This window comes from Bacillus cereus (assembly GCF_002567495.1).
Taxonomy (GTDB): domain Bacteria; phylum Bacillota; class Bacilli; order Bacillales; family Bacillaceae_G; genus Bacillus_A; species Bacillus_A cereus_AQ.
The window spans coordinates 109,285-133,710 of record NZ_NVAP01000019.1 but is presented as its reverse complement, the minus strand read 5'-3'; the positions used below and the strand labels follow the sequence as shown (position 1 = coordinate 133,710).

Here is a 24,426-nt window from a genome sequence, read left to right as displayed (position 1 = left end):
TAACTAAATGAAATAAAATTTTTAATCCTTTTAATTACTATTAACTATATCAGGAAAGAGGAAAAACATATGAATATAGAGCTACTTGATACACACCACGTGAAAGATGCAGCACATTTACTTGCACATTCTTTTGTAAATAATGAACCTCTTGTAAGCAGTTTACAAATTCCTTTTGCTCCTTTTCACAAAATGTGTGAAGAAATGATGAAACAAGCTGTATCTCAAGCTATGTCATTTGTAGCAATAGAAAATTTTCAAATTGTTGGCGTTCTTTTAACAAAAAAAGTAACTCAGCCACTAATAGATACAGAGAAAGCGATTGAACTATGCCCGCAAATGGAACCTATTTTTCAACTTTTAGATACATTAGAGACAGAATCTATTGAGTTTTCTCATTTAGATAAAGAAAAATTGGTCTATCTAGATATGGGCGCTTGTCATCCAGATTGGATGGGAAGTGGTATAGTCACTACCCTTCTTTCTCATGCCATTCAAGAAATAAGTAAAAGAGATTATGATTTTATTGCCGCTTGTACAAATAAAATTTCTCAAAAAATCCTTAAAAAACTGTATACGACCTTTGAAATGAATGAAATAGTGTATAGTAAATTTCTTTATAAAGAAGCATACCCATTTGCTAATACAACAACTTCCTTAGCAGCTCAATTACTATATATACCTCAATCCCAATTCGTCATCAAGGCCATATAAATTTGTGAAGAAGACTAGCTGTACTTTTGTGCAGCTATTTTTTATACAGAATAAGTTAGTAATAGATATTCAAGTTAACATAAGTGTCACCTTTCACAATTTTACCAAATCATTAAAGGAATCTCCTTTCCCCTATCGAATTATTGTAGAGGAAAGGAGAGGAATACATGGAAATTCTAGGATTAGATCCTCGCGCATTAGCGACTTTAGGTGCACTTGAATACACCAATCGACGCAATAAATTAATTGAAGACTCAGAGAATAACATATATGAGTGTAAAGAAATAAAAGAAATACTTCAATCACTCCCTAAAGAGAAGCAGATTGAGGTTCTTGAGAATCAAGCTCACTTTGAAGCAGTGGCAAAGATGATTGAACAAAACAATTTAATTCTTTTAGAACAGATGAAAGCTCTGCAGCTAATTCAGAAATAAGAAATTTATGATTAATTAATTCTACATATGCTTCCATAAATAATATAACTTTATTTATACCATCAGCCTCTGTTTTTACAGGGGCTTTTGTTATGCGTTGATTCATATTTTGAATTTGAATGGTTTCTTTCACATGTATGAATAGATCTTCTAACAAACCTGGTGTAGACTCTAATTCCTGCTTTTCAATTTCCTCTGTGACGGCACTGATAAATTCCCATAGTACTTTTGCACCTAGTAGTTCTGCTAAACGTTTTTCACGCATTTCAAATGTTTTCATGTTCATATTGAACACTTCCCTTCTCCGTATTTTTTACCGTTAATTAAATTGTTTAGATTATGATGTAGCTGCTATGTAAGGTAATTGAATTCTCACTCACCCCACTTGTAAACTATAGTTTACAAGTGGGCCCAAAAATAGATTCAACGCTTTTTCCCAAAACCTTTGCTATTTTTATAGCTAACTTAACGTTTGGTTGTTTTTTATTATTCTCTATCTCAGAAATATAAGTGCGCGATAAACCAACTTGTTCCGCTAATTTTTCTTGTGATATTAGTTTTTCTTTCCGTAATTCAGCTATCCTATTCACTGATCTACTCCTCTCCGCTTATGTATTCATATGATTACAAAACAATTGTAAACCATGGTTTACTAAGTCGTCAACAATGCTTTACATATTTTTTCTCTATTTTAGTTTCTTTTTGTAAATTATTGTTTACAATTGTAATAGGAGGATTACATATGAAGAAAACTCTTGGTGAAATTATTAAAAATTATCGTTTAACAAATAAACTATCCTTGCGCGATTTTGCTCAAAAATGCGATGTTAGTCATACTTATATAGACAAACTTGAAAAAGGCGTAGATTCCAGAACAGGAAAACCTGTAGAACCAACACTATTAGTAATAGAAAAAATAGCAAACGCCATGAATATAAGTACTAAATCCTTATTAGAAGAAATAGGATTCATTGCAAAAGATAGTACCGAAGTACATAATACAGAATTAGAGAAATGGTTTACATCAATTAAAAGTGCCTCTCCCCAAAAGCGAGAGGAATTAAGGAAGTTTTGGGAATTTATAATACAGAAAGAAGATTAATGTATCAAAAAGACCTCCACATTGACAGGATAGAGGTTTTGAGTTCGAGCCTCTCCGGGGTCATAGTTGTAGAAACCGTGTCAAATTAATGTTTGATGCGGTTTTTATTTTCCGTTGACTTAACATTGACTTGACGCAGGGTGGCGGTCGGCTGCAACGGTTAGTTATACGCCTCCCATTTCGTTTTTTCTATAACACTTAATAATGAAGGAACAGTTTCAAAACATAAAGGAACACGTGTAAAGACATAGTGACGAATATTCGCTACACAAACGATTGACGATTTGTTCGAGAGATTCTATCATGCCAAGGTAGCTGAAAGACGAGCTACACGCACTTTGCATCAGTATAAAGAAAACTTCCGATACTTACGTATTTCCTCGATTACAAAGGTCTTAGCAGAAAGATAGATACAATTACGACTGATGTGATCCGCAATTACAAAGTATTTATGAAGAACGAAAAAATACAGTTTGAAGACCAATTGTTTTACAAACCTGATGATTGTAAAACAATTGGTCTCTCCCTTCAACGATTAATACAAGGCTAAAAACATTACGAGTGATGTTCTGCTTTTTAGTTGATAATGAATTGATTGAGCGTAATCCTATGAAGCAAATAAAAAATGTAAACGAACCACAAGAGGAGATTGGTGTACTTACAGTTGATAAATTACGACATTTACTTGATTCTCCAAATAAACAAAGCTATAGCGATTTTCAAAATTACGTTATTATGAATCTCTTATATACACATTCTTACGTATTAGCGAAGCGCTGTCACTTACAGTTCACGATTTTGATTTTTCCATAGTAACACCCGATTGTTATTGAATTCTTTTTTCTATGTATAAATCCGACTCCTGAATTGCTTCGTAACGTTAATTTCAAAAAAGCTTCAAAACTTCACATTCGTATATCTTGGAAGAAGCGCCGGTAGAAAGATAGCCAGCTACTACTCTCGTCTCTCACACTATTAAATCCGACCCTAAGTCGATTTTATAGCGGGGAAACTGAAAAAAACGCAAAAAAGACGTGAACCAAGGTTCACGCCTAGATTTCAATTATTCTGCTATTATTTATTCTTCATCTTCGTCATACATAAAATGTTTAGCTATCTATCACCTATCCTACACTCTTAACTTTTGAAGAATTTAAGATACTTAACATCCTCATTTTCAAAACATCTTCCTTCCGATTTTTTGTTAGCAAAGCTGAAAAACTCTTTTGCTATTTCTAAATCACCCAATTCATACGCAACTTTTCCTGAAATAAATTCTTTTTCACCTGTATCAATACGCATAAATCCAGTTAAAAACATTTTATCTGACCATTTTTTTGCTTTCTTAAAATCCTTTACAATAAAACAAGTATCAATAATATCATTCACTAAATCATAACTTTCATTATAAATACCTTTCGGAGTAGGCAATACACTCCAAGCCTCTTCTAATAATATAATAGACTCATTATGATTACCTTTATCAAATTCATCATTACTCTGATTAACGAGACTTTCAAATTTCTCTTTTATAGGTGATTGTAATATAGCCATATTGCTCCTCCTTAAATAATGTCTTTAATCAAGTCAAAATATTTTTGATCTTCTTCAAAAAATATCTTGTAACCCTCTAGCATGTATGCTTTTAATAAATATTCCTTAGCTTTTTCAAGTTCTCCACATTCGAACAAGCTTTCTCCAAGTCTTAACAAAATCAATGGATTCGAAATACCGTCTGGACAGTTTAAAGCATTATAAAAATTACTTTTTGCCATTTCATAGTCATCTTTAATAAGATAAGTGTCGCCTATTACTGTATATAACCAAGTACTTGCTTCCCAATCTGTCTTTGGTACTGGCACCATTTCTAAAGCCACTAAATATTTCTCCAGTGCTTGATCAAATTGTTCTACTTCAAATAGCATATCTCCCTCTTCACACAGTTGTACAATTTGATTGTATACTTTGTCATCTAGTTCCAATTCCCGTTACCTCCAATTATTTTTTAGTTGGTGGCAAATATCTCTCACCTAATTTAGCACCTGCTGATCTATTTAAACTAAAATGATCCAATTCATAATTAACAGAATCTAGCATCCATTTTCTAACTTTCTTAGACTTTGCTCCATAATGCCTACCAATACTATTCCACCACGAGACAGCATCGGTTAGATGAGTCATATCTGATTTATTAAGATCATACCACACTCCATCACTTGCCTTAAATTGCATTTTACCGGCACGTGTTGTCCTAATTCTTGGTGGATTTTCATTTTTCATTCTTTCTATTACTTCACGGTCAGTTTTTGATTTCTTTCCCGGTTTCTTTCCTAAAGATTCATTGCAAAAGATAGTACCGAAACACATAATACAAAATTAGAGAAGTGGTTTATATCAATTAAAAGTGCCTCTTCCCAAAAGCGAGAGGAATTAAAGAAGTTTTGGGAATTTATAATACAGAGAGAAGATTAATATATCAACAAGACCGCAACCTTAATAAGGTTGCGGTCGCTGGTTCGAACCTAAACGAGAATATACTGTTATCTCCCTGATATTCAAGAGGGTTTCTTATGTATAACAATGGAACAGCTCTTCTAGGGAAGAAAATTCTATTTGACTTAAGCTTCTTTTCGATATTTAGCTAATACTTGTTCTAAACGTTTACGTTCACCTTAGGTGCATTCTTTTCTAAGGCTATTTCCATTGCTTTGAGAACAAGTTCTACATTCAAATCTTCAATCCCCGCATTATTCCCTTCAACCACAAATGGTTTACTAACTCCAAAGTTTGCTCGTTGAATGCTATTGGATTTTCTTCTACTACTTTTCTATCACTTGAGCAGCTTGCTGCTTCTTTTTCCTTCATATCAAAAGCCTTTAAGCTAATTTTTCTCGCGTTAAGTTAGAGCTATCTTGTTAGTTTATTAGGTATAGATCCTTTTTTTCTTATCCTATATTTCTAACCTTTTAGTCTATCCATTTCCACGAATCACATATTACAAATTCATTTATAAATCACTCTTACAAATAAAAATAGAAGATCCATGCGAATAAACGCTTTAGAATCTTCCTATTCCTCCATACACACCCTTAAAAATAGTTGGCTTATTGCTTTGTATTAGATAATCCCCTTTTTCAATAAACTTACATAACTATTATCTCCAATGATGACATGATCTAGAAGAGGGATACCAATAATAATTCCACATTCTTTTAATCGCTTAGTTACTTCAACATCTTCTTGAGATTCCATACTATGGCCTGAAGGGTGGTTGTGAAAACATACTATTGAAGATGCATTGTTTAATATTGCTGTGCGGAACGTCTCGCGTGGATGGACTAACGATGAATCAACAGTTCCTTCGAACACAATGCTACATCCAATAATTTCATTCTTGGTATTTAAGTTAAACACACCAAAAATTTCATTTGGCCTTGATTCTATATCAAATATAATCTGTGCAAAGCGTACAGCATCCGCTGGACAAGTGATTTTCTTTTTCTCAATATCATAAATACGATTACTGTCTTTTACCAACTTTACAGATTGAACCATAATTTTCTTACCCATGTCCTTCTCCCTTCGAAATAAAAAAGACGAAACTGCTCCTCTCATCTTTTTTCAACTTCTTTTGTATTTTGAAATTCAAAATTCTTACTTCCTTACTACATTTCTTAAAAAGTTAAGACATCCTATCACTTCCCTGTTAGTTCAATACTTGTCCTATTCCTATAACGCAAAAAAACCTCTCAGGAATACATTCGTATTACAAATTAGCGTATATGTTTTATACACTTCCTTGCAATGAATCGTAAACCCGAAAGGTTTGTGGTTATTTAGGAATGATTAAAAAGGAAAAATTTCTTAGTGCTAGTATATAATATATTCAATATTCATTCAATTATTTTTATACATAATATAAAATAACTTTTATTGATTAACAGCTAGCAGATTTTCTAGTAACTACCATATATTTTGACATTAATAAGTAATACTTCAATTAAACTTATTTTGAATAATAGCATGTATCACTACTTAAATAAACATAATAAATAATTCTATAATCACCCCTGTATCAAGTCCTATGCAGAATTAATCCACTTTATTTATGGCCTTTTTTCAATTTTAACTTTGTACACCATTTATAACATCAAATCATATTTATCCCATTTGTTTAACTCAATAATCATTTTTAATCTCCTTAAGGCCTTGGCTTCTACTTGTCGAATACGCTCTCTCGTTAAATTATATTCGACCCCAATTTCTTCTAACGTCATCTGTTTATCCTCATAAAAGCCCATACGTTTTCTTAAAATATCAGCTTCTTTATCGGTTAATAAATCTAATAATTCATCCAATAACTCTGCTGTATCTATACTTATACATGCTTGATCAGGTTCTTCAAAATAGTGTAATTGTATATTAAAACCCAAATCCGGATTAGGATTAATCAGTTCCAATAATTCTGTTTCCTCACCGTCTGGAGACACATGTGTATTTAATGAAGCTAAGCTATAAAAATAGTAATCTATTTTTAATAATTCATTATATTTTTCTTTGTTAATACCCATTTGATCCGCGATCCACATTCCATCAATTTTCCGCTGATTTTCAATTGATTGCTTTTGTAATTTTTTTAACCTAATTAATTGTCCATGTAAATGTACTGGCAACCTAATTGTAAAGCCAAGGTCCATAATTTCTCTATTTATCCTTTGTTTAATCCACCAAGTTGCATAGGTAGAAAAACTATAACCTAAGTTCTCATCAAATTTTTCAACAGCCTTATACAATCCTATTATTCCTATTTGTACTAAATCATCAAATTCTAGCATGTGACCTAAGTTAAGAAATTTTTTAGCTATTGACTGCACCAATTTAATATTTACTTCTATAATTCTATCTAAATACTTAGATTCATTAGTGTCTCGATACTTTTGAATCAAATAATCATTATCACTATGTGTATACATACTTAAATCAATATTATTTTTAACCTCATCTAAAAATTCATTGGGATTAAAAGGTTTCCTCTTGTTCTTTAGTTCATCTCTTTTATTTCCTACTACAACTGGTCTTTCTTTCTCTACATATTTAATCTCTTTTACTTTTTCTTCTGGTGTTTGGTTAAAGAACATAAAATATCCTTTGCTCTGTAGATAGGAAATTAATTCTTTCTCACTTACGTCTTTAGTGGAGAAAGAATTACAAATATGTAAAAACCATTGAATATTTATTGGGGAATTTTTATCCAGACTTATTAATCGAGAAGAAAGGATATCATCCAAGAGTTCTCTCACCAAAAACACCTCCCTTACGTTTCCGTAAATGAATAAATACTGATATAATAGTAACATATTTACATTTACTAGGGGGTGTCTTTTTGCTTAAGCAAATTTTTAGAGATTCTTTTTTAAGCTTAAGAGAAAAAAAACAAGATACAAATACAGTAATTTATATTTTCAAAGGATTTCCACATGATTGGTTACAAGAAATTTTAGACTTCAAATTATTAACAATCCCTTTAGATACTTCTTTACTTTCCTTAGACTTAAAAAAACAACAAAATATTATAGATTTTTTTAAACAAGCTTCTTTAAAAAATCATCACTGGCTTACTTATGAAGAGTTTCAAACCATTCCACCAGGTAATATTTCAATTGTTGGAAAACCAATTATTATTAACAACAACTTTTATGATGCATACTACCCTTTAAGTTATTCTATTCCACCAGAACACCTAGATGCTTTTCATGACTCTCAAGTTGAGTCAAAAAATAATAATGAAGCCAATTATTTATTTGAATTCTATTCATCAATTGAAGTCTCTCCGAAAAAAAATATTTATGTTTCATATGTTACTAAAGAAGACTTCGAAGAATTAAATCTATTTAACAAGATTAATGAATTACAATTAGAAGAAATAAGTGAAAAAGTTGATTATGTTGAATTAGGGGGAGAAATCCCGTTTGATTTTTTAGATATGGTATCTGATCTAATCCAATCAGCTAAAATAAACAGTTCAATTTACATAAGTTTTGGAGAGAAATCCACTAAAAACTATATAGAAAGTCTTAATTTAGATAAACTGACTTTACTTTACTCATATATACCAAATCTAAAAGTTTATAAAGTGTTGAAGCAGGTGCAGCAAAATGAAATTCCTTCTGAAATGGAAGCAGCATACTTAGATATTTTGAAACGTTATTGGGGATATGATTCTTACCGCTCTTTAAAAGTTTATAAAAATGTTGACTCCCTTACTAATAAAAAGGAAATCATTGAAGTCTCTCAGATACAAATTATCCACGATGTAATTTCACAATCGGAAGCTGCAAAAAAAAATGGTACAATACCAAACTTTAGAGATATTTTTGTTACCGCACCAACAGGAGCCGGAAAATCTATTATGTTTCAAGTGCCTGCTATTTATTTAGCTGAAAAATATGAGTATCTCACAATCGTTATATCACCATTGATTGGCCTTATGAAAGACCAAGTCTATAATCTACAAGAAAAAAATATAACATTTAGTGCGACGATTAACTCTGAGATTTCTCCAGTAGAAAAAGCAAATATTGCAGATCGAATATCAAATAAAGAAATCTCCATTTTATATATTTCACCTGAAACACTTTTAAGTAGAGCCGATATCTCAGCACTTATTGGAGACAGGGAAATTGGACTGTTTATTATTGACGAAGCACATATTGTCACAACTTGGGGTAAAGCTTTTCGAGCAGATTATTGGTACTTAGGAGATTATTTACAAAAGATTCGTAGAGGTAAAACTTATCAGAAAAATAATCCAACAGATTTGGAAACAAAGCATCAATTTCCTATTGCTACTTTTACTGCAACAGCGATTTATGGTGGCATTGAGGATATGTATGCTGAAACTCGTGATAGTTTAATATTAAATAATCCTATTAACTACTTTGGCTATGTAAAGCGGGATAATATTGAAGTTCAAATTAACCCAATAAATTCGAATAACATAGAGAATGCAAATGATAAAGAGTACCTTGCAGCTAAGCACAAGTTTTTGTTGGAACAAATAAAATACGAGCTAGTAGATAATCGGAAGGTGCTCATATACTTTCCATTAATTAAATCTATTCTTAGTTTTAAAGAATATTTAGAACGCCATGCCTCAGATAATCTTTTGGAAAATATCGCAATTTATCATGGACGCCTTAAAAAAGAGCAGAAAAACGAAAATTTCTTAAGATTTAAAGATGGTAACGCAAGAATTATGTTAGCTACAAAAGCTTTTGGAATGGGTATTGATATTCCAGACATCGATACAGTTTTACATTTTGCTCCAACAGGAAATGTATGTGATTATGTACAAGAGATAGGTCGCGCTGCACGTGGTTTAGAGATGGGATTAGCAAGTTTCACTTATTTAAAAGAGGATTTCAAGCACGTGAATCGACTCCATGGTATTAGTACAATTAAAAAATATCAATTGATTCAAGTTATGCAAAAAGTTTTAGACTTATATAAACAACGAAGCAAACAAAATAAATCTCGTCACTTGTTAGTGAGTTCCGAGGAATTTCACTATATTTTCCAGTCTAAAAAAGATGATGCTTTTGACAGTGATTTAATAGATAACCAACTCAAAACTGCTCTCTTAATTATTGAAAAAGGCTTTATTAACTCACCTTTAAAATATTCACCTATTACTGCACGTCCACGCAGTATGTTTGCTGTAGAATATTTTAAAGTATTTAAAGAAGATGAATGTGATTTATTAAAAAATTATAAAGAATATGTTGAAAAATATCGCGAGGTAGATGCAGAGACACATTGTATTTATAAAATAAATCTTGATCATCTTTGGAGAGATAAATTTAGCCATTTATCATTCCCTAATTTCAAAAGAATCTTGCATGAAAAGGGAAGTCAACTTAAAGATAAGTTATTAGAAAAACTTGATCCAATTTTTATTATTTCTAGCCAATTGCAAGCCCCTTCCCAGGATTTCTTTATGTATAAGTTAGAAGAAAATCTTAACAAATTAAATGAAGTTCTCTCGCAATATATTATGAAAAGAAAAGTTTTTGAAGCTAAGGAACTTCAGGCCCTTATAAAAGACCATTTTTCTATTTCATCCTATAAAGCAGAAGCATTTGTCAGTCAATTACTTGAAAGTATAATCAATTACGAATCAATTATGAATAAAACAAATAACCAAAGAACATATATACTAAATAAAAACGAATATCGACTTTCAACAACATATCGAATTCATCCTAGTTTTAACACCTTTATTAAGTTTATTACCCAAGAAACTTCCAAGCTATTACATTATGCTAACAAACTAAATGAACAAGGAACTTCTATAGAGTATCTCTTACGAAAGCAAGACTCTTCTGGATCAGCTAAGCTATTTTTAGTCTTAGGTTTACTAGAAATGTTTGAGCTCTTAGTTTATGAAGTTAAAGGTGGCGACCACCCACAAATTTATATTCGTGTCGGTTCGGAATATCAAATTGAAAAAACACTCCAAAATCCTGCAGGATATAACAATAGTATTTTAAAGAATGTACACGATCGTCACTATACCTCTGTAGAGATGTTGAGATATTTATTCGAAAACGACTTTACCTCTGACGATTTTTGGAATCATATTGAGAATTATTTCTTAGGAGATTTACCTGATAAGGTTGTGGAAAGAATTAATACTAAGAAACAAACTCCAACTAATTTATAATAAAATGTTTATCCAAACTACTATTAGTTCTTTAATAGGCAAGTTTTACATTAATTCAATTTGAACAAAAAATGACTAGCATACAAAATTCAACTGTGAAATTTTGTATGCTAGTCCATTTAAAAGTCCATAATACTTTCACTCTAATTATACGAAAATATTCTACACATATTACCTGTTATTAGGAAGGCTCTATTAAACTAAAATATTAATAATAGTTTATGGTTCACATGAAGTTATAATTCAGACTACCCTCCCAATAAATGACAATTCAAACAAATAGAGTCAATGAATTTTCAAACTGACTTTTTAGAACATTAGTTATTTCTACATTCCTCATACACATTTTATGTATCTAAAGATACATAAACACCTTTTATAATTTCTTTTAACTCTCTAACAGTCTCAGGAAATTCATCAATTCTTATCGTGCACATTTCGATAGTTTTTTCAGTATCGATAACTTCCCACACAGGATGATCGGCTTCTATTTCTTGTTTCGGGTACAGCAATATACACCTTTCAACTTCCTTATAAGCAGTTACATACGCATACATTTGATAAATGTCGCTCTGTACATAACTACTTCTTCCATTATTTGTTGCACTTTTCCACTTCGTATCCATGATTATCATATTATCAATCACAAAATCTGGTTTTAATAAAATGTTCCGGCGTCCACTCTTCTTATTACGTAATAGCCTCTTCTCTGCATGTTGACTGATTATTTTATTATTACCAATAGCTTCTTGTAGTGCTACTTCAATATATTTTTCGAACAACATATTCATTTGAAATAAGAAAGAGAACGATGATGCTCCTCGGCCTTTACTATAAATCGTTGCCCGCTCAACAATTAGCTTAGCAAACAAAGCAGCTTGACGAAAACGTTCATTCTGTCGGTTAAATGTAATACTCTTTAATTCCTTCTCTGTGAAATACACTACATCCACAGGTTCTAAGTAGCCTAAACAGCGCTCAAGATAAAGTTTTAAAGTATGTATTTTTGTATGCTTTTTTACAATGAGCAATGCACATTTAAATAGCTGGTTTAAAGAGTTATTTTCCGTATATTCATCAAATGCACAATATGCTTTTGTTTTTTGAAATACATTCTTATAAATGTGTTTACTAAGCTCGAGTTTGCCACGCAGTGTATTTAAATTTTCTTCATGACGTTCGTATGTTTTAAAAGTCCCTTTTCTGAGTTCATTTAGCAAACGAGTAAGAAATGTAGCAAGAAATGCCGTAAGCAGTTCCCCTCTATCTTCACCATTTAGTACTTCCTCATAAAATGAAACCGGCAAAAATCCTGTAACCGAAAGCATTCTTAGCAATGCCTTTCGATCGTCATTAGATGTGAGTTTTATTTTGTGAATAATTTCGTACCTCACATCAGAACATTGGATCACACCAACATAATTAATAAAGCGAAGTCGTTTATACTTTTGATCAATCACCTGTTCATTGGGATATTTTTCTTCAATATATCGTATAAGCTCATCAAATTGTTCTGCTGTAACGTCACTTTCTGTAATCCAGTCATACGCCTCACGCACTATAATTGTCTTATTCATAAATCGCTATTAGCTCTTGCGCTGTTAATTTTCGTTTTACTCGGTACAGTGCAGGAATATAAATAGATGGCTTTTGTTTAAACAATTCATTTACATTAACTTCTTCTTTATAAACAATATATTGATCTTCCTTTGAACTCCCTATTCCACCCAAAACAAGACCGATCTTTTCCCAATCATCATAAAAATACTCTTGTAAAAGTGGAATGATTTTCGTTTGAAAAATAGCTATAACTTCATTATCTGTTTTCGCGTTTATAAAATATGCATGTCCAATCATATGATCGCGGTCATACAGTACTTCAATCCGCTTATTAATAACAGAAAGCATTTCAGCAAGGTCAATTTCATCACCAATCGATTCAAGAAGATCAGTATTTGGCATGATTGCTTCAAACACAAAACGGCGACGTAACGCTGTATCAAGCAAAGCTATAGAGCGGTCAGCCGTATTCATTGTTCCAATTACATATAGATTGGGAGGTAACGTAAACTTCTCTTTTGAATAAGGTAATTCAACAATCAATTCATTACTTTGTGTTAAACGCTTATCCTCTTCCAGTAACGTTAACAGCTCACCAAAAATTTTAGAAATATTACCTCGGTTCATTTCATCAATGATTACAACATGTTTTTTCGCATTCGAATAATCAAAGGAGCCGTTTTCCAGCAATGCCTTTTGAATAATTGCCTTTTTCTCATCTCCTTCAACTTCCATTTTTTCTTCTTCTGTTGTATCTTCCATTTTTTCTAGTATCCAATTTAGTACGGACCAATATTTCGTCTGATTACACCCACCAATTGCCTCACGAACAAACATTATATTATTCTTCCAATCAATATCATGCTCCTGAACATAGCGATACAAGCTTAGTAAACGATTCTTTGAAACTATTGAACTAGTTTTTACATCTTCACTCGTTACAACTATATTATTTTGCTCTGAAATATATGAAATGAAACTTGTCGTTCCTGTTTTTGATTCAAATTGAATATTATTCTTCAAACCATTTTCAACCAGGTAATCATAAAGTTGCTCAAAACGAACTTCATTCGAAAACTCCTGACTTGTACTTTGAATTCCTTCATACATAGCTTCAAGTGCCGATTTTTTCAAAATACCATCCGTTGGCACAAAATTCCCTTTTCCATCAGATTTCAAGCCTTCTATAAAATCTTCATATCCATATGACTGATGGAACGTTACAAGATGAATTTGTCCTTCTTTTGTTAAACGTGAAAACTCTTGTTGTAATGCTTCTCGTCCATCTACTTTCAGTTCCTCATATGTTCTTTTATCGATCAATTCAAGAGCACGTTCAACGATTTGATATGTTTTCCCTGTTCCAGGTGGACCAAAAAAGACATAGTTTCTTGGATCTGTATCTAATTCTTCGATAGATTCTTGGGGCGTATTACTTGTTTCCTTTCCCTGCATAAATACTAAGTTAATGACATTTTTATTTTTCACTTCATTTAATGTACTACGATATCCTCCATAACCTATGAACTCTCTCTCTTCAATATTAATCCACTCAACAGGAAGTAGATGTCCGTACTCTTCAGAGAATTCATAACCATCAATAGTATCTTTGGTAATTTTCCCAACAGCACTAACTCGTAACACTGATCTTGTCTTCCCATCAACCTTACGAGTAAATGATGTTTTTAAAGCAACAAGGTCTCCTTCTTTCATTTTTAAAAATTGCTTTAATGCTTTTTGTCCTGCTGATGTTTCTTCCTTCTCATCAATGATATCCTCAATATTTTCTTCTTCTAAAAGAGAGGATAAATTTTCACGTAAAAAGCCTATCGCTATACAGTTGTTTTTCAACAAATAATCTTGGATGGAACGATCTTTTCCATATGTATGTCCAGCTAGCCAATAGTTTGTATTCTTATCAAGCGATTTATCCCGCTCAGAAAATGTATCCCAGATAAATCTTGAAATCTTTTCATTTGACCAATCTAAAAAAATATTTTCTTTTTTAATAGAATGCAACACTGCATGATTCAACTCAATTGCATTCTGAGGAGTAAGCAATTCATCTTTTATATGTAATTCTTTTCCAAGCTCAATCAATATTGGTGGTGAATAAATATTAAAAAATTTCTCTGGAACATAAATATTTAAAATTTTTAGCAGCACCATATTATAAATTGGTAAATTCAATTTAAGAATTTCAGAGATGCGGCCTTCCTTTGCAAGTCGTATTGCCTCACAAATCCCTTCTTTTAGGACTCTAAATTCTTCTTGTAACTGTTCATCTTTTAATACCACTTTTTGTTTACCATAACTTTTACAGTACTCACCAGTTTTAGCAAGATAAATACCGAATTTAGCAGAATTGGCTCCACCAATGCCGCCTAAAATATTTTTTCGCTCGAGCCAGTAATTGAAACAATCTTTTGTTTTAGTATTTGCATATTCTTCTATGGTGAGATTTCTTAAGGATTCTAATGGAAAACGTTTTACGAATTCTTGGCGCCCTGATTCTTTTTCAGCAAGCAATGAAATATCGGGTTCAAATTGAGTAGCTTTTTGGGTCACGGTTTGAAGCTTCATTTTGGAAATTACCCCCATTTAATTTTATAGATTAATTATAGAATATGAGGAGAAAAGAAGGAAGTAATTGGGTGCAGATTAATAAACTTTGTGGATTAGGTTTGAAGATTGAAAAATAGTTACTTCCTCTAACTTAACTAGGAGAGCGGCACCTTGACAGGGTGGAGGTCGTGAGTTCGAGCCTCTCCGGGGTCATACATTGGTCGAAAGCCGCGTCAGATTAACGTTTGATGCGGTTTTTTATTTCCCGTTGACTTAGCGTTGACTTGACGCAGGGTGGCGGTTGCCGTCCAAACACGGTGGCGGTCAGCTAAGACGGACAGTTATACGTCTCTCATCTCGTTTTCAAAAACGAAATAGGAGGCGGTTTTTGTATGGCATCTAATAATAATGAAGGAACAGTTTCAAAGCGTAAAGGGAAACGCGTAAAGAAGGAGTTACGAACATTTGCTACACAAACGATTGACGATTTGTTCGAGAAGTTCTATCACGCTAAAGTTGCTGAAGGTAGAGCTGCCCGTACTTTGCATCAATATAAGGAAAACTTTCGATACTTTACGCATTTTCTCGACTACAAAGATCTCAGCAAAAATATAGATGCAATTACAACAGATGTTATCCGTAATTACGTAGTATTTATGAAGAACGAGAAGATACAGTTCGAAGACCATAACTACAAGCCAAATGATTGTAAAAAGGTTGGTCTCTCCCCCTCTACGATTAATACACGACTGAAAACATTACGGGTGATGTTCCGTTTCTTTGTTGATGAGGAGTTGAGTGAGAGTAATCCAATGAAGCGAGTGAAAAATGTAAATGAACTGCAAGAGGAGATTAATATACTTACAGTCGATGAATTACGAAATCTACTTAATGCTCCGAATAAACGAAACTATAGTGATTATCGAGATTACGTTATTATGAATCTTTTATTAGATACATTTTTACGTATTAGCGAAACATTATCGCTTACCAACAATGACATTGATTTCTCTACCAAAGTTATCACAGTTCGTGCAACTGTTGCCAAAAATCGTAAAGCACGTATTGTCCCAATTAAAAATACGACTGCGAACTTACTGAAAGATTTGATAAAGGAAAACGAAGAATTTGAAACGAATTACGTCTTTGTTACGAACTATGGAGAACAGATGGATCGTAATCATTTTCGGAAACGACTGAAGGTATATGCAAGGAAGGCTGGTATTACGAAGAATGTACATCCCCACCTATTCCGACATACCGGCTCTACGATGTTTCTAGAAGCTGGTGGAGATATACGTCATTTGCAGATGTTGCTCGGTCACGCTGACCTGCGTATGGTGATGCGTTATACGCATCTATCGAGACATGCGTTGATTAATCAGCATGATCAGTTTTCTCCGTTGAATGCTGTTATTGGAAAGTTGAATAAAGAGCGTAAAATATTGCGTTAGACGTCATCTGCGGATGACGTTTTTTTCTTTTCTGTATTCTTATTAAAACTATAGCCAACCCTTAGATTTCGTACGAGATAGTAACTCCTACTTGTTCACACCTAATTAACTACTTTTGAAAAAACTTTTTAAAAATTAATGTTTAAAAAAATCCTTTAACGGCTAGCATATAAGTAGTTTTTCCTAACCACATTATAATGTTACCAGAAAACAATGTATCAAAAAATTGGAGTACAGTGACATAAAGAATGTAATACAAGAAGAACTAATACGAGTAGCCGAAGTTGGAATACAGGTTATTTATATACTTTAGTGTAAATAAATACGTGATATCTTAAGGAGGATATATAGATGCCGAGGCCTATGCGAAAATTAAATGTAACTTATGAAGACTTATACAATTGGCATCACATCGATAGGTTAACACTTAAAGAAATACAAGAGCTACTTAAAACCTCCTATAGAGCACTAAGTAGAACTATGAAAGAATTAGGAGTACCGATTAAAAGAGCAGCAGATTATAAAATTAAATACATTCCTAATTTAAACACTGAGAGACTAGACTATTTATACAATGTTCGTAATCTATCTATTAAAAAAATAGCAAATCTATTTAATGTCTCGGAGTGTACCATACAAACAAAATTTAGAGACCTTGGTATCCCAAAAAGGACTAGCGGTGAGTCTAGATCAAAATTCTTTTGGGATCAATTTCCCTTTGAGTTAATGGCGCAATTGTACAATCGTTTTAACAAAAACATAAATAAGATAGCAGTGTTTTTGAACCAGTCTCCTAGTTCAGTAACACACTCCTTAAGAATTTATGGACTATTAAGAAGTAGAGAGCAGTATTTTGAAGATGTAAAAGCTCAAAATGATTCTGTAAATCCAGACTTCTTTAAAACCATGTCAAAGGAACTTGCATATATACTCGGCCTATTACTAACAGATGGTTGTTTATCTCCCGATAACGGAATAAGTATTGAATTGATTGATGAAGATGTTGTTAATTGGATTGCACAAACTATTCACTACAAGCATGAAGTAAAGAAACGGTATCGAAATGGAAATTGGCATTATAAAATTCAGTTTCGAAATGCAGAAGTGATTTGTGAACTTATGAAGTACGGAATGACATACCAGAAGACAACGACTGTAGAATGTCCAGATATTCCCAAACGGTTCCGTCCAGCGTTTATTAGGGGCGTTTTTGAAGGGGATGGTTCGGTTGGGAATAAAAAGAAAAATTACATAATTATGTTCAGTGCATCGAAACCATTTATGGAAAAAATAAAGCAATATGTAGAGGAATTAATCGGTGGAAACAATAAGCTGTACTGCGCCAAATCACATCGTAAAAAACCTTTATATACCTACACAAGAAGTTCTATGGTTGATATCATTGCCTTTTGGGATGCTATTTATAAAAATTGCACCTATGGTATGGAGAGAAAAAAGAAAATATTTAGGGATAAATATGGCTGTAATATCTAATATTCAACAAAAAAAATTTCCACTATTAGCGTTGTCCCGTTGGATATCATTAGAGATTTCGACATTTGTTATACATATTCATCCATCATCAGGCATAGTACGATATAACATATGAGTTTTCTCTTGTTTACGGGCAGCCCCTAAGCGTGGTCCAGAGCATACGGCCACTATGCGATGATAAATAAAAATTGAATTACTCGGCGTTTCGTTCTAATGTTGTTTCTGTTCCTATAAATGTTTGTAGGTTATCTCAGTAATTAAAATATTTAGCGGTTACTACATAATTTAAAAGCACATAAAAAATAACCCCATATTTTTCGAAGTGCTTGCGTGTCGCTTTATCTCACTGGTATTTTTACATAATTAACCCTGTAACACTCGCCCACCAAATAAAAAAGTAGCCGTTTGGCTACTCGTACAAATACTTATTGTTACACTATTCCATCGGAAGACGGTATTTATTAGAGTTCAATTTCTGCTTTTCTTGCCTTCTCCGTTAAGTAGTTAACAAAGGCCGAACATGTCACAAGCATATATTGAGCATCTTCTACATTAACTTCCTCATCATCCTTTATATAATGGCGAATACCTCCGTCACTTGTATAACCATACATCTTATCAAAAGCTACTTTTAATGTTGGATGTAATTCAATGTGCGCCTTTTTTTCAATTACTTTTAAAGCTTCTCCTAACGTTGATGTTTTCTGCCCATTAGCTTTTGTTATAGCGGTACAAATGGCTTCTACTGCTGATATAGATTCTTTAATTACATTACGAAAATCAGGATTGAGCTTATCAGCAAATAACTTTAATGCAGTTTCTAAATGTGTATTAGCATAATGTGTGTCATGCTTCGTTTGAAGGGCTTGCTCCACGGCTGCTATTTCCTGTTCATTTGTTATCGTTACAAGACAATTACCAACAAATCTATAAGCGGATAGTTCACGTTCTAGTATGTAATTACAATCCCGTATAAACTTTTTATTACTGTTAGCAGGATAGTTTTCGACAACAAATTCTAGGAAGTCGTATACTTGATACCAGTTGTTACTACTATGAATTCCTACATCTTCAAAACCTTTTAAGTTTAAGGGCTCCTTAAAATATGAAGATTTTAACTGCGCACCTATAGTTGATGGATATGTAGGCATAGAATCAACGGGCTCCTTTAAGAATTCCCTCCACATTTTCTTAAAAAACGCATCATAACGTTTGTTAGTATTTATTGGTCCTCCAAGATTAGCTAAAACATTTTCGTAAAAAACATTCCATAAGCTGTTTCTTAAATCTTTATCCATTGAGTCTTTTTGAATTACTGATCGCGCAGGTTTAACCCCTATCCTTTCAGAAAAACTTACCAATGCTATTCCCCCTTCCGTTTATGTACACAACTATTTTAACTCAATATTGATATAGGTACAATTTTACAATTAATGAAACATAACTTTTATAGTCTCTTGACAAACGTTTTTAAAACGCTAACCAATATAGAGTATTATCATAGGCTAAAACCGCTATCCAACGATGGCCACCACTGTCTTAAATTTAATTTTAAAAACGGCGTTTCGAATTAATTTGTTTTCTTCACAAGGTGATAAACTCAACTAACGAATGTTGTTGCGTTCAGGGTTCAGATTTTCACAACCATATTCGTATATCAGTAAGCGTAGTTTGATATAACATGTGGTCTTTCTCTTGTGCTGGGGTGGCGCCCTTTTTTTCTTTTCGTTAGTATCGATCAGCAAAGTAATGACAACTGATACATATTAATGGAAGTAGATAGCTAACGTAGCTAACTGCATTCCATTTACCTGTCATATGGCCGGAATGATACCATTTCATCATCCTCACTCATTATCGATAAAGTAGAGTTTTACAGTAATGTCTTTGCATTTATCTGACGTCAGTTAGTACCAAAAGTTTGTAGCTTTCCTCTAGTTGTTATTTAACTGTTCCGAAATAAATTGAGCGTAATGAAATCCATAGTACAGCTTGTCAGTTTTTTTGATTTGGCTATCATGTGTGCGTTACTCTAGGCAAGTGCCGATATAAAATGCCCCCTTTGTTTGTAATCGACAGCACCATTCGTCTTAGCATTTGCTAGACCACACTAATAAAATAAAGCTTAATAGGCGTTGTGAATTCCGCTAATTGTTGCGTATCATCCAAGGTTACACCTGAAACCTAGTGAATCTAATATTGACGAAGATAAAAAAAGATCGTCATTTTAACGATCTTTCTTTCTTAAACTCAAGCCCCCGGTAGTCAAGCCACAAATTATGACCAATAATAATATTGAATTGGGTCGATTCCCTAATAAGGTGTGCTTCTTAATGAATATCAGGGGCAATAGTTAACGATTAACAAAAGATTAAGTGTATTTATCCAGCTATAAATTCTTTTATTACAAGTTTATTATGATCTGCATTCAGCCATTTATCTATAGGTATTTTATGATGCCTTACAAAAGTTGAGCCATTATTCATTTCCAATAAAGTATCAACAATGGTATTTCTATTTTCTAATGGAATCTCTTTAAAAGAATCCCACTCTAATGATAAGTCATAAATAAATTCATTTTGAAACCTAAGTTCATAAAAAGTTTCATCTTCTTTCACTAGAATAGTCCTAGCACTAGATGGACGAAGACGAGTATGTTCATTCTCGAGACTAGAAACATCTACTATCTTTTTAATTCCAGCAAACGCCAATATATTATCCCAATTATCTGTAGTTTGTTTTATATAACCGAAATCCGATATTTGTATACCAAACAAGAAATCAATTAGCCTTCTATACCTAACAACACCTCTTGCTACCTCTTTTTCATTGCTTGTTCCAATAGATGTCAAAATTGCTGTTTTTAAATCTTCAAATTGTTGACTAAGAGATTCATATCGCCGAGCTTCTATTCCTGTATACCTTTGCTCATTTAATAACCTTTGAAAATAACTTGACCATTGCTTTTTTAATATTTCTTCAACATCTTGAATTTTAGAAAATTGAAATATATTATTTCCTTTTGTCCTTAACCTAACAAAATTTATAAAATTAAATATGTATTCTGCGGTTTCTTGCTTATCAATCGAAGGAAAGTGAATCTGGTTAATAATATCTGTTTTATCCTTATTTTTTTCATAAAATTCATGATCGTGGTAAACCTTTTGGTCAATAAAAGTATATACCGGGATTGACTCTTCAATGGCTTTTAATACTTCTAACTGTGTTATTGATAGGCTTTCCTTTTCAATCAAACTATCTATACTTTTGCTTTCATTTATTAAACTTTCAAAATCAATTTTATTTATCGCTTCAGGAACACCTCTACCACCAAACCTAGAACCTATAAGTAAAATTAACATATCACAATTAGCAACTTCATTAACACAACTTGTATGAGTATGTTCTCGAGGATCATATAATATATCGTTATAATCACTCATTACTGGTTCATAACCAATTGAATTAAGAAATGTTCTTAATTGAGACCTTACAATCGAAAGGTCATAACAAGTTGATGAAATAAATGTTTTTACACCAGCCACACAAAAACCCCCAAAATCAATAATTTTTATACATATATTAGTATAAACGTTTTTTGAAATTTGTAAAAATTTATATTAAATCATTTTTCCTTTTTAAGTTTTCATTTGTCCCAATGAGACATTATTAAGTCCGTCTACATTTACAAACCTGCACCGGTAGTTTTATAACACCACCGGATTTATGATTCGGGGAATTTTTTTTGTTCAGTCGGCTACTGCGCCGACTCATTTTATGGAAAAGGGACAGTCTTTTTACGAATCGTCAAGGATTCGAGATTTGAGCCTCATATTTACGTTGAACCAGGCATAGTTCGATATCATTTTCTAGTGCAAGGTCTATCCCCTCTCTCTGACGCTTCTTAATCCGTTCCCACTCCTCTTCCGCTAGCCATGATAATATCTGTAATACTAAATCGGAGATAAATGTTCCAAGGCTGTCCTGGTATTTCGTAGTATCCAATAAAGGCATATCGAGTACAACAATATCAGCTCTAATGTTCTTTGTAATGTCTGTCCATTCGTTTAAGATTTCTTCTTTATTACGACCAAAACGATCTAAAGAGTGAATAAACAGTACGTCTCCCGCTCTTAAATGGTGTTTAAGTGATTGATACTGTTCCCGATAGAAATCCTTTCCGCTTTGTTTATCGACAAATATGTCTCTGTTACTTACTTATACCTATCTCTTTCATAGATTGCTGCTGACGTGCTTCGTTCTGATCTCGACTGCTAACACGAATGTATCCGAATTTACGATTATCCATACTTCCGTACTCCTCTCAATCACCGGTATATAATTTTTCCCAGTATACCGACACTTTTGCGAACATGATAAAAAACGGTAGAATGAGAGTTTGTCTACATTACGCAAACTGTTCGTAATTGTATACCTTTTCGAATTCTAAAGAAACTTAATATTACATCTCACTTATAATATTACTAAATTTTTCGTGTTTTCTTCTCAAGTTGCTCATGCATAATCGCCAATCCTCTTAAAAACGCTCTGCCAAAATAGATGTAATTCGAAGTATAAAAGCAGATATTGTCACCAAACCAGGAAGTGTTTTACAATAAAAAGTACATGTTATCACTTATCTAGAACTTAAAAAATAATTTTTCGGATTCTATAGTAACCATTGAATCTATTTAATATAAAAGGAGAGAAAATGTTGAAAGAGAAAGACAATGTGCAATTACTAATAGAAAAGATGGATACTTTACAAAGGGTATTTAATGAAACATACAGCATTGATTTATTTAAAGGATTTAAATTTAGTTCATTACATAGGTTATCTAAGCAAGTAAGCGATCAAGATTCACTTACCTCTCAACTAATAAATTTAGTAAGTACTTCAATTGAAAGTATAAATGTAAAGGAGATAGATATGTTATCTGGCATATCTACGGGGAAATCAATAAAAAGCTTAATAGCGTTTCTAAAAAAGTCTTTCCCTGAAGAGTCACTAAGGATTGATGAAGAAATAAATAAAAAGCTATGGGCGGTTTACAATGTAAGAACAGAATACTCCCATATTAAAAATAGAAGTTTTCAAAAGGCATTAGGTACATTAAATTTAAAGTTAAATGAGTATACACCAGGAGAGCTATGGGATAAAGCCGTTCTAGCTATTTCAGATGCCTTTAATGAGATTATAGTTTTATTACTACGGAAAATTAGTCCATCAGATGATGAAGCATTGATATTGCAAGCACTTGAAGAGTATAGAACAAGAGCAAAAATAGCAGTAACATATTTAATTGAAGACTACCCCCATACTGAGGTTTACTTACATTATTTAATTAATCGCCCAGTTGTAACCGATGAGGAATTGGCACATTTATTCCAAAAAGATACTAATGAGATGAGGAAAACTCTTTATCCACTTTTAAGCCAAATTCTCATTTATAGATACATAGGACAAGGAGTAACCGAAATTAGAATGATTGATGAAATGATTCCCTTGGTTAGAGAGGTGTTATCTACAAAATGAAAATTAAGCCCATTCTCATAAAGGATACTCTTACTGCTATTAGGTATCTAGTGATCCAAGTTGAAGATAGTGACAAGGAATTCTTTTCTCCTGAAGGTATACCAGCGGGTTATAATATCGTGATTAAAATATTAGGCACAAGGGTGGCAGCTGTAGGAGGAATTGAATTTATACCCGATTATTATAGTTTCGATGATCTAAGCGTTGGATTTGATGCTTCGGCAACAGATGATGCGTTTGGGTTACTGTTAAATGTAGTTAATGATATAAGCATCTTGCCAAATGAGTTTAATGTTAAGGATATCCGAACAAAAGGGAATCAAATACGTGGAAAATATCCTACAATAAAGAAAAAATTAGAAGAGTTAGAGGAAGAAATTGATGTTGATGATGATACGTTGGCTAAAGCATTAATTTCAAAAAATGGGCATCCGATTCTGGTAATTCTGGACAAAGACTTAAAGATACTTTGGGAAACATGGTCTACAGATTTGAATAGCATGAAGGCTGATTACTTATGGATTCCTATCAAGGAATTTGATTATAATGATTTGGATAAATTGAGGGAAGTAAATAATATTCTATTTGGCGTAGAAAGAGTGTCCTTAGATTAGAGGAATATTTAAAAATATAAACTGTATTTTACAAAAAGCAAATTTAGCTATAGTATTCAATACATTTTATATTATAAAGTTACTATCCCACTTTATAACACCCCCTATTGTCCTATACTATAAATGATGATTGTATCATCCTGTATTGGAACGAAATGTAAACCGCTTATGGATAGAGCCTGCTGAATGGACTGTATTATCCGTTAACTTTGGAGTACGGTTATACGATAA

Annotated in this window: 19 protein-coding genes and 3 pseudogenes; 9 read left to right on the top strand and 13 right to left on the bottom strand. The window is 32.5% G+C overall.

Annotated elements, in window-relative coordinates:
- The first annotated feature begins 69 nt into the window (after window positions 1-69).
- On the top strand, window positions 70-714 hold the full coding sequence (locus tag COK05_RS09110; protein ID WP_098612317.1) for a hypothetical protein: 645 nt from the start codon (window positions 70-72) through the stop codon (window positions 712-714).
- Between the two features lie 309 nt (window positions 715-1,023).
- Here COK05_RS09110 and COK05_RS09100 read toward each other — a convergent pair whose 3' ends face one another.
- Together COK05_RS09100 and COK05_RS09095 are read right to left on the bottom strand one after the other, a co-directional pair.
- Entirely contained in the window at window positions 1,024-1,434 is a 411-nt protein-coding gene (locus tag COK05_RS09100; RefSeq protein ID WP_098612316.1) for a hypothetical protein, read from the bottom strand.
- A gap of 106 nt (window positions 1,435-1,540) precedes the next feature.
- On the bottom strand, window positions 1,541-1,738 hold the full coding sequence (locus tag COK05_RS09095; protein ID WP_016136230.1) for a helix-turn-helix transcriptional regulator: 198 nt from the start codon (window positions 1,736-1,738) through the stop codon (window positions 1,541-1,543).
- A 152-nt stretch (window positions 1,739-1,890) separates the two neighbouring features.
- On the opposite strand from COK05_RS09095, the gene COK05_RS09090 reads away from it, so the two are divergent.
- Both COK05_RS09090 and COK05_RS31680 read left to right on the top strand, forming a co-directional pair.
- The gene (locus COK05_RS09090; protein WP_098612315.1) at window positions 1,891-2,250 is read left to right on the top strand and encodes a helix-turn-helix domain-containing protein; all 360 of its coding nucleotides are present in this window, start codon (window positions 1,891-1,893) and stop codon (window positions 2,248-2,250) included.
- 609 nt (window positions 2,251-2,859) lie between these two features.
- A complete protein-coding gene (locus tag COK05_RS31680; protein ID WP_255290318.1) occupies window positions 2,860-3,063 on the top strand; it encodes a hypothetical protein in 204 nt (67 codons plus the stop codon).
- 324 nt (window positions 3,064-3,387) lie between these two features.
- On the opposite strand, the gene COK05_RS09080 is transcribed toward COK05_RS31680, so the two are convergent.
- The 3 genes from COK05_RS09080 to COK05_RS09070 are packed head-to-tail and all read right to left on the bottom strand — an operon-like array spanning window position 3,388 to window position 4,530.
- Window positions 3,388-3,804, bottom strand: a complete 417-nt coding sequence (locus tag COK05_RS09080) for a hypothetical protein (RefSeq protein WP_098612314.1) — start codon at window positions 3,802-3,804, stop codon at window positions 3,388-3,390.
- 11 nt (window positions 3,805-3,815) lie between these two features.
- On the bottom strand, window positions 3,816-4,232 hold the full coding sequence (locus tag COK05_RS09075; protein WP_098612313.1) for a tetratricopeptide repeat protein: 417 nt from the start codon (window positions 4,230-4,232) through the stop codon (window positions 3,816-3,818).
- Window positions 4,233-4,248: 16 nt separating this feature from the next.
- The gene (locus COK05_RS09070) at window positions 4,249-4,530 is read right to left on the bottom strand and encodes a GH-E family nuclease (protein WP_098612312.1); all 282 of its coding nucleotides are present in this window, start codon (window positions 4,528-4,530) and stop codon (window positions 4,249-4,251) included.
- Between the two features lie 57 nt (window positions 4,531-4,587).
- Here COK05_RS09070 and COK05_RS31675 point away from each other — a divergent pair.
- A pseudogene (locus COK05_RS31675) lies at window positions 4,588-4,722 on the top strand (helix-turn-helix domain-containing protein); the annotation flags it as partial.
- A 193-nt stretch (window positions 4,723-4,915) separates the two neighbouring features.
- On the opposite strand, the pseudogene COK05_RS31670 reads toward COK05_RS31675, so the two are convergent.
- The 3 genes and pseudogenes from COK05_RS31670 to COK05_RS09050 form a co-directional block, all read right to left on the bottom strand.
- Window positions 4,916-5,109, bottom strand: a pseudogene (locus tag COK05_RS31670) (DnaD domain-containing protein); the annotation flags it as partial.
- A 258-nt stretch (window positions 5,110-5,367) separates the two neighbouring features.
- Window positions 5,368-5,820, bottom strand: a complete 453-nt coding sequence (locus COK05_RS09055) for a JAB domain-containing protein (RefSeq protein ID WP_000516687.1) — start codon at window positions 5,818-5,820, stop codon at window positions 5,368-5,370.
- Between the two features lie 572 nt (window positions 5,821-6,392).
- Window positions 6,393-7,550 carry a sigma-70 family RNA polymerase sigma factor gene (locus COK05_RS09050; protein WP_176539430.1) on the bottom strand — a complete coding sequence of 386 codons (1,158 nt, stop codon included), beginning with the start codon at window positions 7,548-7,550 and terminating at the stop codon, window positions 6,393-6,395.
- An 83-nt stretch (window positions 7,551-7,633) separates the two neighbouring features.
- Between COK05_RS09050 and COK05_RS09045 the strand changes: the two genes are divergently transcribed.
- Complete coding sequence (locus COK05_RS09045) at window positions 7,634-10,972, top strand: helicase-related protein (protein WP_098612310.1); 3,339 nt, start codon at window positions 7,634-7,636, stop codon at window positions 10,970-10,972.
- 347 nt (window positions 10,973-11,319) lie between these two features.
- Here the strand turns inward: COK05_RS09045 and COK05_RS09040 are convergent, their stop codons facing one another.
- Both COK05_RS09040 and COK05_RS09035 read right to left on the bottom strand, forming a co-directional pair.
- Window positions 11,320-12,549 (bottom strand): McrC family protein, encoded by a 1,230-nt coding sequence (locus COK05_RS09040; protein ID WP_098612309.1) that lies wholly within the window; start codon window positions 12,547-12,549, stop codon window positions 11,320-11,322.
- Window positions 12,542-15,115: an McrB family protein gene (locus COK05_RS09035; RefSeq protein ID WP_098612308.1), complete on the bottom strand. Its 2,574-nt coding sequence runs from the start codon at window positions 15,113-15,115 to the stop codon at window positions 12,542-12,544. The genes COK05_RS09040 and COK05_RS09035 overlap by 8 nt, the downstream gene beginning before the upstream one ends.
- Window positions 15,116-15,489: 374 nt before the next feature.
- Here COK05_RS09035 and COK05_RS09030 point away from each other — a divergent pair, with 374 nt between their 5' ends.
- Together COK05_RS09030 and COK05_RS09025 are read left to right on the top strand one after the other, a co-directional pair.
- On the top strand, window positions 15,490-16,551 hold the full coding sequence (locus COK05_RS09030; RefSeq protein WP_098612307.1) for a tyrosine-type recombinase/integrase: 1,062 nt from the start codon (window positions 15,490-15,492) through the stop codon (window positions 16,549-16,551).
- A gap of 351 nt (window positions 16,552-16,902) precedes the next feature.
- Window positions 16,903-18,045: an LAGLIDADG family homing endonuclease gene (locus COK05_RS09025; RefSeq protein WP_098612306.1), complete on the top strand. Its 1,143-nt coding sequence runs from the start codon at window positions 16,903-16,905 to the stop codon at window positions 18,043-18,045.
- A gap of 461 nt (window positions 18,046-18,506) precedes the next feature.
- Here COK05_RS09025 and COK05_RS09020 read toward each other — a convergent pair whose 3' ends face one another.
- The 3 genes and pseudogenes from COK05_RS09020 to COK05_RS09010 form a co-directional block, all read right to left on the bottom strand.
- The gene (locus tag COK05_RS09020; protein ID WP_176539429.1) at window positions 18,507-19,406 is read right to left on the bottom strand and encodes an AbiJ-NTD4 domain-containing protein; all 900 of its coding nucleotides are present in this window, start codon (window positions 19,404-19,406) and stop codon (window positions 18,507-18,509) included.
- A gap of 1,020 nt (window positions 19,407-20,426) precedes the next feature.
- A complete protein-coding gene (locus tag COK05_RS09015; protein ID WP_098612305.1) occupies window positions 20,427-21,590 on the bottom strand; it encodes a DUF4062 domain-containing protein in 1,164 nt (387 codons plus the stop codon).
- Between the two features lie 319 nt (window positions 21,591-21,909).
- Window positions 21,910-22,354 (bottom strand): annotated as a pseudogene (locus tag COK05_RS09010) (recombinase family protein); the annotation flags it as partial.
- Window positions 22,355-22,756: 402 nt separating this feature from the next.
- On the opposite strand from COK05_RS09010, the gene COK05_RS09005 reads away from it, so the two are divergent.
- Together COK05_RS09005 and COK05_RS09000 are read left to right on the top strand one after the other, a co-directional pair.
- Window positions 22,757-23,581 (top strand): hypothetical protein, encoded by an 825-nt coding sequence (locus tag COK05_RS09005; protein ID WP_255290317.1) that lies wholly within the window; start codon window positions 22,757-22,759, stop codon window positions 23,579-23,581.
- On the top strand, window positions 23,578-24,195 hold the full coding sequence (locus COK05_RS09000) for a hypothetical protein (RefSeq protein WP_255290316.1): 618 nt from the start codon (window positions 23,578-23,580) through the stop codon (window positions 24,193-24,195). Before COK05_RS09005 ends, COK05_RS09000 begins: the two co-directional genes overlap by 4 nt.
- The last annotated feature ends 231 nt before the right edge of the window (window positions 24,196-24,426 follow it).